Raw genomic sequence first — 12,458 nt, 5'->3', positions numbered from 1 at the left:
GCGGCTTAGGCAAACAAGTCTTCGTACAATTCCCGCACCGTCGCCAGCGTGATGATGCGGATGCCGTAACGATCCGGGTCCAAACCCTTCACGTTGTACTTACTCACGTAGACCCGCCGGAAGCCCAGGCGGTCGGCTTCCTGAATGCGTTGCTCGATGCGCGTTACGGCCCGGATCTCCCCACTCAAGCCTACCTCACCGGCGAAGGCCACCTCCGGGGGAATGGTAACGTCCATCGCCGAACTGAGAAGGGCAGCGACGATGGATAAGTCCACCGCGGGGTCGTCCACCTTGAGGCCACCGGCAATGTTCAGGAAGACATCCTGGTTACCCAGCGGCAGGCCGGCCCTTTTTTCCAGGACGGCCAGCAGCATGTTGAGTCGCTTCGGGTCGTAGCCCGTCGACGTCCGCTGCGGGGAGCCGTACACGGCCGTGGACACCAGGGCTTGGACTTCCACCAGCATCGGGCGCATCCCTTCCAGCGTAGCGCAGACGGCGGAACCGGATAGGTCCTCGTCCCGCTCGGAAAGAAGTAGTTCACTGGGGTTACTCACCTCACGGAGGCCACTCTGTTCCATCTGGTAAATACCGAGTTCGTCGGTGCTGCCGAAGCGATTTTTGAGCGTCCGGAGAATGCGGTAGGTGTAGTTCCGGTCACCTTCAAACTGGAGGACGGCGTCCACGATGTGTTCGAGCAGCTTGGGGCCGGCAATCGACCCTTCCTTCGTGATGTGGCCAATCAGAAAAGTAGGGATACCGGATTCCTTGGCGAAGCGCTGAAGCTCGTGGGAACACTCCCGGACTTGGCTCACCGTCCCGGCCATGCTGTCCATGTGGGGGCTGGCCAATGTTTGGATGGAATCCACGATGAAGAGGTCCGGCTTGATCGCCGCGGCGTGCTTCAGCAGTTTGCTCGTGTTGGTTTCGGTGATGAGGTAGCAATTTGACATATCGCCACCGAGTCGGTCGGCCCGCATCTTGATCTGTTCTTCACTCTCTTCGCCGGAGCAGTACAGCACGGTGTGCCCGAGGCGCAGGGCTACTTGCAACAGCAGGGTCGACTTGCCAATCCCTGGTTGCCCACCAAATAGGACGATGGAACCGGGTACGATACCACCTCCGAGGACGCGGTTGAGTTCCCGGTCAGGCGATAGGAGGCGATCGACTTCGCCGGCAACGACGTCGGTTAGCGGGATGGGCTTGGGCCCTTTGCCCATGGGGCCGAGCGCGTTGCCATTGTTCTTCAGGGCGGCATTGTCGTTGACGTCGCGCCAGTCCGGCTTGTCGTTGAGGCGCTCGTTTTTTGACTTCACGACCTTTTCCTCCACCAGCGTATTCCACTCGCGGCAACTGGGGCACTGGCCCATCCATTTGGGGGATTCCGCTCCGCAATTGCGGCAGAAGAAGGCAACTTTCGTCTTAGCCATTTTTTGTTTTATCTGCTGTTTTTACTACTGGCAAATATAAACAAAAACTGGCTGAATTGGCGGCGCGCAGTTTATTCCTTTGAGATATTGATCGGTCTCAATTCACCTTCCGGCGTCATCAGGTAGTACTGGGTTCTGACTTCGGTGATTACGCCGGGGACGCGCTCCGGTTGGGTAAACTGCACTTTCAGGCTGTAGGTAAATTGGGCGGCGGGCTCCAGCAGGTTCGGGTTCACCACCAGGTCGTAATCGTTGGCGGGGATGGCGTTGTAGAACCGCAGCGTAGGTTTTTTTGCCTGCTCCACGTTGCTGTCTCCCCGTTGCTGGGGGCTCAGGTTCTGGCTGGCGAAGGCCGTATAGCTTTGGTAGCGGTCGCCGGGGTAAGTTACCCAGGCGTTTTCGGCGGTGGTGAAGTACATCGTATCGAGCCGCATTCCGTTTTCCGCGTACCGCGTTTTGATGGTTTCGAGGTATTCGAAGGCCATTTTCCGGAGCTCAACGTAGACGTCTTGCGGCCGGTCGATCTGGTAATCCACTTTAATGATGTCGTAGATTTCCTGGGTAGCCGCGGCGGTGACGATCTGGTCCAATAGTTCCGGGTTTTTGTAGCGGATGTGGATATTCTTCTGCAGTTGGAAACCGGTGGGTACTTCGGTCAGCGTCTTTTTACTGAAGATCTTCTTCTCGGTTTCGAAGGCGTAGGTAGGCAGGAAATTCACCATATCCACGTAGATATCTTCGTCCGCGACCCCGAGGCCGCGCAGCTTATCCACCAGCGCGTTTACGCGGCCGTTCATGGCCGAGTTGGTGGTTTCGGCGGTCGTTCCCGCCTGAAAAATACTGAAGATGGCCAGGTAGCTATCCGCCGTCTTATTGAACAGGGAGTTGATGGTGAATTCCAATTTTCCGTTATCCGTGATCTTCGCGGGGCGGGGTATCGCGCGGTACTGAGGCTGGTAATTGTCGAACGAAGCCGCGTTATTCTGCTGTTGGTAATTCCCCATCACCTGGGCGCTGCCGCGGGTGCAGGGGAGGAAGGCAAGCAGTACGGTCGCAAAGGCAACGAAAAGGGTTCTGGTGAGCACGGGGTTGAGGCTTAATGGTCCGAAAAATACGAAGGAGTGGCGAAGGCCGGCAAAGGTTGGTCTACTTGGAAACGTTAAGAAAAAATGTGGGACCTTGCGCTGCGTTACCGTTTTACCTATCCGTAATAAAACCCCAAAACCTTGCGATTTACCCTTACTCTACTCGCCACCCTTTTGCTTGGTGGTTACGGCTTCGCACAATCGACGTCACCCTCCACCCGCTCACCCTTCGGCGAGGGCTGGCATTTTAGCCTGACGGTGGATCCAAGTCTGCAACGGGAAGAGAGCTTTACTATCTACGTCCCCGCCGCCGATACGATTGCCCGCCCGACTGACTTTGAGGGCATGCCCCTCCGCCTGCGTGACCGTAGGCCGGATACGCTGTTCAACGGTACGGAACTACTCGGTGAATATTTCAGTGAGCCAGAGTTAGGGCGGCGGCGTACCCTCGCCGATAGAGTTTGGCAGGTTCGGTTTACGGTGAAGGCTCACCGACGTTACGCAAGCGGTATCGAACTCAGCTACGGGTTGAACTACCAAGCTTACCAACAGACGGCCACGCTAGAAAACGGCGATGGCCTTCCCGAAGATGCCTTCTACTTCGTAGCTGATAAAAAGATTCGTGAGGGGGGAGTTAGCCTATCCGCTTCCTACCACTTTTTAAAGGAGAGCCGCTTCCAACCCTACGTTGGTATGCAGATGAGGTTCAACGTGAACTACCAGTTGGCTTTGGGCCAGCGGCTTGTATCGCCCTTTAATGATATTGTGATCGAAAGAGAAATTACCGAGCAATTCCGACGCAATACAATATTTGACCTGGACACGCGCTTCATCGCTGGGTTTTCCTACCAGGTCCTGGATAATGCCGCAATAGGTTTGGAAGTGGATCCCTTGGCTGGGTCCGACTTCTTCTCCCCTGCTCTCCAAATTCGCTACCGCCTGCCCAATCGCGGTGGGGAATGATCCCCTTGTTCCTTACGTAGCACCTGCGGCAGCGCCACGCAGTAAGTCCCTTACTTTGTCGGGGCGCAATCTGATAAGTCACGTACGCATTCGGCGCTCCTAAAAGAAGAATTGCTTGGCTCGTGCAAATACTAATTGATCGCCAGCGGATATTAGTTCCCTTTTTGGTGCAGTAGAAAAGACCGCATCTTTGGCCCAACAAACGACGACCATCATGCGCTTTCTCCTGCTTGCCCTCCTGTTTACTACGACGCTGCACGCCCAGCAAACCATGCACGTGTGGGCCAAATCCGGGCTAACCGTGCGAGCCGCCGGTGACGCGGAGGCCGAAAAAATTGGCAAATTGAACCACGGCACCCAGGTAGAATTGACGGGTGAATACGGGGAACAATTGCTGCTGCCCACCTACGCTGCATTCGATATTGACTTTTATGACGAGGCTGTCACCTCCGACGCCTGGAGTATGCTGGATCACTACGTGGAAGTCAAATACGAAGGCGGCACCGGTTGGGTGTATGCCGGGTTCCTCTCCCGCTTCGACCCACCCTCGATTGTCAACGGGGAACCCGACCTGTTCGCCTGGTTGGAGTCGATCGGCGGCCGCCCCGATACCAGTAATTTCGAGTCCCGCGACCAAGCCTACTACCAAGAACGCTACCTCTACTCCTACCGCGACGGCCTGACTTGCACCATGGAACAGGGCGAAGGCTACGGCGCCACCTCCTACGTTTTCCCCTTCGCTTCCCTCAACGAAGGCTTCCTGATCGCGGACCAGTTCTTCGGCACCACCAAATACCTCCGGGAAGCCCGCGAAGACGAAAGCGGCGAAACTTTCTACATTTTGGAAGTACCCTCCAACCAGGCCCTGATCTTCCATGCAGAGATGAGCGCCATCGAGATCCGCGTGGTGGGCACGACGCTGATCATCGTTTCCAGCGGCGGCTGTTAACCAGCAGCACCATCATCCCGGACAATCGAGCAGCCCCAAACTCGCCTTGGTTTCTATCTTGGCGCCATGCAGCTCCACTACCAAACCCTGGCCTACGATGCCCTCAGCCGCGACCAGCTTTACGCCATCCTCCGCCTCCGCGCCGCAGTATTCGTAGTAGAACAAAATTGCCCTTACCAGGATCTGGACGATAAGGACCAAGCCTCCCACCACGTCCTCGGCCTCACCGAAGAGGGCCGCCTCGCCGCCTACACCCGCCTGGTACCCAAAGGTGTCTCCTATCCCGAGTACGCCAGCATCGGCCGCGTGATCACCGCCCCCTTCGCCCGCGGCAAAGGCGTCGGCCGCCCGCTAATGACCACCTCCATCGCTGCCCTATTCGACCTATGGGGAAAGCAAGCCATCAAGATCAGCGCCCAGGCCCACCTGCAAGATTTCTACGGCAGCGTAGGCTTCGAGGGTGTTGGGGATATTTACGATGAGGATGGTATCCCTCATCGGGCAATGGTTTTTTATTGAGACGTTAGACGTTGGATTTTAAATTTTAGATAGGATACCTGAAGCCTTGAGAGATATCCGTCCCTTGCAGGTGGTAGTAAAATTTCTTCGGATTGGCGTGAAGAACGCTGCGCTGTTCGAGCTGATGCTGTTGATGATTGGAACCGAAGTCTAATGCAGGCTGAAGATTGAGCTTGAAAAACAGATCGCTGAGCGAGTTTGCAGCGTTTAGCCAATCCGAAGAAATTTTGCGTTAAGCCACCTGCACAGGACAAGACTTTTGCTTCTTTTGGTCACAAAAGAAGTGGTAGAGGAGAAAATCAAATCCCTAAAGCTTGAAGAAACCCGGCCTGGAGGCAAGGAGCCGAAAGCACAATCGCGTTAAGCCACGGTTAAAGGACAAGAATTTTGCTTCTTTTCTTCTGAAATGAAGTGTCACAGAAGAAGTGCTCGACGAGATTGCAGGCATGTCTACACTGCCTGGCCTAAAGGCCAGACTACAGGGAAGGCCTGGCTTGGAGGCCAGGAGCAGAAAGAACCATCAGCATAAGCCGAATCGAGTGAATCGCATACCTTCACTCCCAAACCAAAAACCATGCAACCCCTAGCCGAAAGAATGCGCCCCTCCACCCTGGACGACTACGTCGGCCAAACGCATCTCGTTGGCCCGGGGGCCGTCCTTCGGCAAGCAGTCGAAACCAAGCGTTTACCGAGCTTCATTCTGTGGGGCCCACCCGGCGTGGGCAAAACCACCCTGGCGAAGATCATTTCCAGCCAGCTGGAGGTACCCTTTTATATGCTCTCCGCCATCAATTCCGGAGTAAAGGACGTGCGCGAAACCATCGACAAGGCCAAGCGGGGGCGGTTTTTTGACCGCGCCTCCCCCATCCTCTTCATCGATGAGATCCACCGTTTCTCCAAGTCGCAGCAGGACAGTCTCCTCGGCGCCGTCGAAGCCGGTACCGTCACCCTTATCGGGGCCACGACGGAGAACCCCAGTTTCGAGGTCATCCCCGCCCTCCTTAGCCGCTGCCAGGTTTACATCCTCGAGCCACTGAGTGCTGACGAACTCAAAAGCATGGTCGATCGGGCGCTGACGCAGGATACAATGCTAAAGGGCAAGCAAATTAGGATCGACGACTACGAAAGCCTCTTCCGCTACTCCGGTGGCGACGGACGCCGACTGTACAACCTCATCGAATTGGTCACCAACGACGCGCCAAGCGAAGGGGAAGCAATCGTGGTGGACGAAGCCCGCATCAAAGCACGGATCCACTCCAATCCCACCCGTTACGATAAGACCGGGGAACAGCATTACGACATCGCCTCGGCCATGATCAAATCCATCCGCGGCTCCGACCCGAACGGCGCCGTGTACTGGCTCGCACGTATGATCGAGGGCGGGGAAGACGTAAAGTTCATCACCCGGCGGCTCATTATTTCCGCGTCGGAAGACATTGGGTTGGCCAATCCTAACGCCCTGTTGCTAGCTACCACGGCCGCCCAGGCAGCCCAGATGGTGGGCTTCCCCGAAGCACGGATCATCCTTTCACAGGCTACCGTTTATTTGGCCTCCAGCCCGAAATCAAACTCGAGCTACGCCGCCATCGGTGCTGCCCAGTCCGCCGTTCGGAAGACGGGCACCCTCCCCGTTCCTCTGCACCTGCGTAATGCGCCCACGAAGCTGATGAAGCAACTGGATTACGGCAAAAACTACAATTACAGCCACGATAACCCCGGCAATTTCAAGGCCCAGGAATACCTGCCGGAGGAATTGTCGGGCACCGCCTTCTTCGTCCCCAAGCCCAATAACCCCAGCGAAAAGACCATCCTGGAACGGCTCAAGCAATGGTGGGGCGGAAAGTACTATTGATGCGTTTCATGTCCCAAAATGCCCGTAGCGGATGGAATAATACTTATTACGGATCAAGCGCCACGCGCAAAAAAAAACCTGCGGACGGCAATTGCCATCCACAGGTGATCATTAAAACTCAATAGTACAAAAAGCTTTTCTGTAAAAGCGAAAGCAAAGCAGAGTCGCCATGCTTTCGCTTAACGTTTAGCGGCGCATAAACTTCACGGAGTACACCTCATCGCCGGCAACCACGATGGCTACGTAGGTGCCGGGCACGAAGTGCGCAACGTCGAGGTCCATCCGGTCGGAACCAGCTGCCCAGGTACCGACTTTGGCTCCGGTCATGGAGTAAACCGTGATCTGGTCCATCTGACGGGGAGCAGTCAGGGTGAGGCGGTCCGCAACGGGGTTCGGGTAGGCGCCAAGCACGCCGGTGATTGGGGCCGTGACGGATGTAGCGTCAAGCAGAATTACGTCATCCCAGTAGTAAGTGGAGGCGACGGCCGCTGCGTTACCGAAGTCAAAGAAGATCGTCAGCTTATCGTAGACGGCATCGTAGTTCAGCGTGTTCTCCGTAGCGTTCTCGCGGAAGTCGAACTCGAGCGTTTCCCATTCCATGGCAACGGTAGTGAGTACTTCCGTTTCCACGCTGATGGATCCATCGTCGGCGTTCTCCACCTTCACGCGAACGGGTGTGCCCGCCGTAGGAGACCAAACGCGGACGCTGACGGTATTCTGGTTCTCATTGAAACCGATGGCTTCACGCATACCGTTAGTAGCACCCATGGTGGTACCGGCAAACGTCTGAGCGCCAATGTTCTTCACGGTTTCCACTACGGTGTTTGAGGCGTCAGTCGGGTCCGCCACCAGCGTGGAACTGGCGCCGGCGAAGTCACCAAGATCGTGATTGGTCATCGGGTTGTTGAAGTCTACGGGGAGGGCTACGAGATTCTCATCCGTACCGCCACCGCCGCCGTCGCCACCTTCGTTGTCGCCAGTGAAGATGATGTCATCGTAGTAGTAAGTAGCTTCCTCCTCGATCGTCATTGGCGTGCTGCCAAAATCAAAGAAGACGACGATCTTGTCGTACACGCGGTTGTAGTCGATCGGTGCACCCTCAATCTCTTCGCGGAAATCAAAGAACAGGGTCTCCCATTCCATTGCCACGGTAGTGTTCACCTGGGCTTCAACGGATTGGCCGCCGTCGGCGGCATTCTCTACCTTGATCCGTACCGGGGTGCCGGCGGTAGGCGACCATACGCGCATGGAGATCACGTTAGCATCCTCCGTGAAGTTGATCCGGCTGGCCAGTGCTTCGTTGGGGCCATCCTGAGTGATGAGTACGGTACCAGCGAAAAGCAAAGCTCCAGCAGTCTTGGTGAATTCTCCCACCTGGTTACCCGCCATCGTGGGATCTTCGATCCGGTTAGACATCGCACCTCCGAAGTCGATAAAACCGTAAGAGACATCTGAGTTGTCAAAGGTGATGGGCAGATCGAGCAGCGCGTCGCCGCCACCGCCGTTACCTTCATCAAACTGTACGTCGTCCCAGAAGTAGGTAGCCGCCTCCGTAGGAGAGTTACCGAAATCGAAGAAGATGGTGGCCTTATTGTAATTCGACGCAAAGTTGATTGGCGCCGTACCCGCCGCCTGGTTGGCGAAATCAAAGGTCAATACCTCCCAGTTCATGGCGATAGTAGTGGTAGCCTCCGTCTCCACGCTTACCGTGGCGTCGCCGGCATCCTCAATCTTGAGGCGGACGTTTGTGCCCGCCGTGGGGGACCATACCCGGACAGTCATCGTCGTATTCCCTTCGGATACGGGGATGGGGCTGGCAAAACCAGTCTGTGGTGGTCCAGCAGCCGTAATCGTTGTACCGGCAAACGTAGCGGCACCGGCATTCTTCGTGGTAGAGACTACGGTATTACCCGTCATGGTGGGGTCATCCACGAGCATGGAAGAAGCGCCTTCAAAATCGAAGAGAGAGTAATCTACACCAGCCTCGTCAAACGTTACGGGCAGGTCTACTTGCGAAAGGACGGGTGAATCATCCCGGTAGAAGTAGATGTTGTCGATGAAAACATCGGAACTTGGGAAGGGCTCGCTTACGATGATGATTTGAGCAACGTCGGTAAGGGGTACACCAAAGAAAGCTACCAGGGGAATTTCCACCGAAACCCACTCGTTTTGGGCGGGGAAGGCGGGAACTTCAAACTCCAAGTCAGCATTGTCGCCACCAAATCCGTCACCACCAAAGTCGACCAACTTCACCTTGAAGATGGTGCTGTTCGGGCTGTAGAAACTCATGTGTAAGTGAGTCATTTCTGCCTCGACCAGATCCAGACCATCCTCGGGGCCGGTCTCAATGCCGGCAAAACCTAAATTTTGGTAGTAGAGGGTCGGGTTGTTGTCGAAGCTGGTATCAATCAGCGTGGCGTTACTAAACCCGGCGGCAAAGGTGGCCACCGTCACGTTATCATAGGCATCACTGTACAGGGAAACGACATCGCTAGCATCCCGAGTAGGCGTCGGCGCGGCACTCGATGGGCCGGCAACACCGCCGCCGCCTCCGCCGCCACCGACGGTCTGGATGAGGTTGTCATAAAAGAAGGTCAGTTCCTCGCCGCCGATCACGTTGAAGTTCATGAACAGGGTAATGTTGGGGTAACTCCGAATGGCCTCTCCACCAAAGTCGAACTCTACGGTCTGCCAGCTCATCGCCGCGCCACTGGCCACTGCCTGGCGCTCGGTGAAGGCACCACCGCCACCTTCTTCCAGCTTGAGCAGCACGGGGGCATTAGCGATGGGTGACCATACCTGGAGCGTAAAGAGCGTTCCGTTCGCAAAGTCGACGGAAATGGGACGGATGGAACCCGCAAACGCTGCACCCGCGGGGACGACGTTCTGCGCCACCATCGCCGAAGTATTTTCGCCGGATTGATCGGGGTTCGCGATAACCGTAGTGGCCGAGCCGTTAAAGTCAATCGTCTCCGGGGCGGCGCCCTCGAAGTCGAGAATTGTGGTTTGCGCCGCCACGAACGTGGACAGCAGCAACATCACGAAAATTGTAAAGCATGATCTCATTTCAATGAATTTTGCGATTAATAAAAGGAAGACCAACGGCCCGGGGGGCCGCGGTTAATTGAGTTTATTCTTTGGGTTCGTAAACGCGGACGTAATCCACGATGAATTGTTGCGGGAAGATCGTGTCATCCACCTCGGGGCCACCGAAGTTGCCGCCTACGGCCACGTTTAGGAGCAGGTAGAAAGGCTGGTCGAAAGGCCACACTTCCTCCGTACGTTCTTTGGGGTCAAAAACGAAAACGGATTTACCGTCCACGAAGAACTCCATCTGCTCGGCCGTCCAGTCCACTCCGAAGGTGTGGAAGCCCTCCTCGATACTTGGGTAAGGCGTAATTCTGGAGCTGCCATCATCGCCGTGGTTAGCCTTGGTGTGGAGTGTGGTGAAAACCTCATCGGGCTTTCTGCCTACGTACTCCATAACGTCGATTTCACCGCAAAGGGGCCAACCGACTTCATCAATGTTCGTGCCCAGCATCCAGAAGGCCGGCCAGATACCGTGGCCCGTCGGCACCTTGGCGCGGGTCTCGATGTAACCGTATTTGAACTCCTGCTTCCCCTGGCTGAGGAGGCGGGTGGAGGTGTATTCGTCACCGTCCTTTTCCACGGTGATGACGAGTTTTCCGTCCGCGAAATGGTGGTTGTCCTCGGTGTACAATTGCCGTTCGTTATTCCCCCAGCCGCATAGATTTGGGCAACCGTCGCCAAGGGCGTAGGACCAATTACTCATATCCAACTCAGTCCCGTCAAATTCATCGGACCACAGCAGTTTGCGGTCCTGTACGTCCAAAAGACTAGGTTCCGTGCCCACCTCTGTGGCACCCGCGGCAGCGCCCAGATCGTTCTGAACGGCATCGGAGCAGGCGCTGACGTAGAAGCCAAGCAAAAAGGCAAGTAAAAATGGGTAACGCATGGCGGGGGAATTACTGGTAAACACGGACGTAATCCACGAGCATGGAAGACTCCACAAACGCCGGATCAATCTGCCCCCCAAAGTTGCCGCCGATGGCCACGTTGAAGATCAAAAAGAAGTCGTCGTTAAAGGGCAGACTAGCGTCGTTGGCGAAGGTGTGGTACAATTCATCGTCGACAAAAAAGCGAATCGTTTCGGGCGACCAGATGGCCGAGAATACGTGGAACTCCGAAGAGATGGTCGGTACCGTTGTCCGTTGAGTAACGGCGTTACCACCAGAATTTCCGGGTAGGTGCAAAGAGGAAAACAGCGTATTCTGCTGATTACCGACGTGCTCCATGATGTCGATCTCCCCGCATCCGGGCCAGGTATTCGTGGCGTAATCTTCGCCGAGCATCCACAGCGCCGGCCAGGTGCCGCCGCCTTCCGGAAGCTGAGCGCGAATGTCGATCCGCCCGTAGGTGAATTCGTACTTATTCTCCGTCACGATCCGCGAAGAAGTGTACTCTTGCCCGGAAAAATTCTCCTTTTTGAGGGTTATCCGCAGGTTGCCATTTTCGACGGCTACGTTGTCAGGGCGATCGGTGTAGTACTGGCTCTCGCCGTTCCCCCAACCGTTGTTTCCGGTGCCCGTGTTGTAGCCCCACTTGCTGGGATCGGGCGCGCCGTCGGTGTTGAATTCGTCGGACCAAACCAGCGTGGTGTAATCTGTATCATCAACGTTACCACCGCCACCGGGCTCGGGTTTCGTGGAACTGAAAATGTGGTACCAAGCCAGTTCAGCATTGTTCTCCTGTACCGCGCGGACGACCAGGCGATTCTCCGTAATGGAAAGGATCTCGTAAGTGGACTGGCCAATGTAGTAGCTCATGAAGCCACCATCGGTGAAGGTCATCTGGGTACCCCGCGTCTGGCCGGCAACGCCGTTATCGACGACCACGGATTCGGACGGCGAAAAGTTGACCAGCTGCGGATCGTCACTCACTTCAAAATCGTAGCAGAAATCAAACCCAGCGCTCCCGCCAGCTACTCCCTGGTAAGCCGTATTGAAATAAGTTTGTCCACCGTTATTCAGCTCGAAGAAAAGGCGACCGTCCTGATTAGAAAAGACCAGTTCATCCTGGTACAAACAGAGGCTTTCACCAGCTCCATCCTTTTCGAAAGGCACCGCCTGGTAATAATTAGCGAAGTAATTCGCCTCCACGTTACCGTCGTTCTGCCCTACCCCGAGGTGGCCGGGTTCATCCGCCGCCCAGTACCAGGTTTTCGTACCGTCGCCGGTCAGAAATGCGAATGCTTCTTCATCGCTGAAGGTGCTGTTGACAGTCACCTCCGTAGTTAGCGTACTCGCCACGCCGGCCGTGCCGGAGGCGACGACGGTAACCCCGTAAGTATTGAGCCCAACCTGGGTGAAGCGCTTCGTCAAACGACCGGAAGGGGCAATCTCCGTAGTCCCGTCACTAAACGAAAACTGATAGGTGATGGCGTCATCCGCCTTAGCCACAAAAGTGACTTGCCCGCTCCCGTCTCCGTTCGGGTTGTTATCATCCTGGCCGAGAATGTCGGTAGTGAGCTCCAGATTGGTGGGCGCCAGGATCTCGCCAAACTCGTAATCCTCTTCGCCACAACCAGCCACGAAGAGTACGCCGAGCAGGAGCAGAAAGTTAAGGGTATATTTCATGATCTT

Annotated in this window: 9 protein-coding genes; 4 read left to right on the top strand and 5 right to left on the bottom strand. The window is 55.8% G+C overall.

What is annotated here, in order from left to right; all coding sequences use genetic code 11:
• Positions 1 to 5 precede the first annotated feature (5 nt).
• Positions 6 to 1,427 carry a DNA repair protein RadA gene (radA, locus tag A3850_RS10360; protein ID WP_068216235.1) on the bottom strand — a complete coding sequence of 474 codons (1,422 nt, stop codon included), beginning with the start codon at positions 1,425 to 1,427 and terminating at the stop codon, positions 6 to 8.
• A gap of 71 nt (positions 1,428 to 1,498) precedes the next feature.
• Positions 1,499 to 2,512, bottom strand: a complete 1,014-nt coding sequence (locus A3850_RS10355; RefSeq protein WP_231915307.1) for an SIMPL domain-containing protein — start codon at positions 2,510 to 2,512, stop codon at positions 1,499 to 1,501.
• 141 nt (positions 2,513 to 2,653) lie between these two features.
• Here A3850_RS10355 and A3850_RS10350 point away from each other — a divergent pair, with 141 nt between their 5' ends.
• From A3850_RS10350 to A3850_RS10335, 4 genes are all read left to right on the top strand, one after another.
• Entirely contained in the window at positions 2,654 to 3,475 is an 822-nt protein-coding gene (locus tag A3850_RS10350) for a hypothetical protein (RefSeq protein ID WP_157501056.1), read from the top strand.
• A 214-nt stretch (positions 3,476 to 3,689) separates the two neighbouring features.
• The gene (locus A3850_RS10345; protein WP_068216231.1) at positions 3,690 to 4,424 is read left to right on the top strand and encodes an SH3 domain-containing protein; all 735 of its coding nucleotides are present in this window, start codon (positions 3,690 to 3,692) and stop codon (positions 4,422 to 4,424) included.
• 66 nt (positions 4,425 to 4,490) lie between these two features.
• Positions 4,491 to 4,943, top strand: coding sequence for a GNAT family N-acetyltransferase (locus A3850_RS10340; RefSeq protein WP_068216229.1), 453 nt, complete (start codon positions 4,491 to 4,493; stop codon positions 4,941 to 4,943).
• Positions 4,944 to 5,517: 574 nt separating this feature from the next.
• Entirely contained in the window at positions 5,518 to 6,795 is a 1,278-nt protein-coding gene (locus A3850_RS10335) for a replication-associated recombination protein A (RefSeq protein ID WP_068216227.1), read from the top strand.
• A 186-nt stretch (positions 6,796 to 6,981) separates the two neighbouring features.
• Here the strand turns inward: A3850_RS10335 and A3850_RS10330 are convergent, their stop codons facing one another.
• The 3 genes from A3850_RS10330 to A3850_RS10320 form a co-directional block, all read right to left on the bottom strand.
• A complete protein-coding gene (locus A3850_RS10330; RefSeq protein WP_082921746.1) occupies positions 6,982 to 9,861 on the bottom strand; it encodes a T9SS type A sorting domain-containing protein in 2,880 nt (959 codons plus the stop codon).
• Between the two features lie 64 nt (positions 9,862 to 9,925).
• Entirely contained in the window at positions 9,926 to 10,771 is an 846-nt protein-coding gene (locus A3850_RS10325) for a family 16 glycosylhydrolase (RefSeq protein ID WP_082921917.1), read from the bottom strand.
• Positions 10,772 to 10,781: 10 nt separating this feature from the next.
• The gene (locus A3850_RS10320) at positions 10,782 to 12,452 is read right to left on the bottom strand and encodes a family 16 glycosylhydrolase (RefSeq protein WP_068216223.1); all 1,671 of its coding nucleotides are present in this window, start codon (positions 12,450 to 12,452) and stop codon (positions 10,782 to 10,784) included.
• Positions 12,453 to 12,458: the final 6 nt, after the last annotated feature.

It is taken from the genome of Lewinella sp. 4G2 (assembly GCF_001625015.1).
In the GTDB taxonomy this organism is placed as follows: domain Bacteria; phylum Bacteroidota; class Bacteroidia; order Chitinophagales; family Saprospiraceae; genus Neolewinella.
The sequence above is the reverse complement of the archived record's forward strand: the minus strand, read 5'-3'. Positions and strand labels throughout refer to the sequence as shown.

Excerpts from the sequence above, each read along its gene's own strand:
- radA (WP_068216235.1), bottom strand. The coding sequence starts at position 1,427 with ATGGCTAAGACGAAAGTTGCCTTCTTCTGCCGCAATTGCGGAGCGGAA.
- A3850_RS10345 (WP_068216231.1), top strand. The coding sequence starts at position 3,690 with ATGCGCTTTCTCCTGCTTGCCCTCCTGTTTACTACGACGCTGCACGCC.
- A3850_RS10340 (WP_068216229.1), top strand. The coding sequence starts at position 4,491 with ATGCAGCTCCACTACCAAACCCTGGCCTACGATGCCCTCAGCCGCGAC.
- A3850_RS10335 (WP_068216227.1), top strand. The coding sequence starts at position 5,518 with ATGCAACCCCTAGCCGAAAGAATGCGCCCCTCCACCCTGGACGACTAC.
- A3850_RS10330 (WP_082921746.1), bottom strand. The coding sequence starts at position 9,861 with ATGAGATCATGCTTTACAATTTTCGTGATGTTGCTGCTGTCCACGTTC.
- A3850_RS10325 (WP_082921917.1), bottom strand. The coding sequence starts at position 10,771 with ATGCGTTACCCATTTTTACTTGCCTTTTTGCTTGGCTTCTACGTCAGC.
- A3850_RS10320 (WP_068216223.1), bottom strand. The coding sequence starts at position 12,452 with ATGAAATATACCCTTAACTTTCTGCTCCTGCTCGGCGTACTCTTCGTG.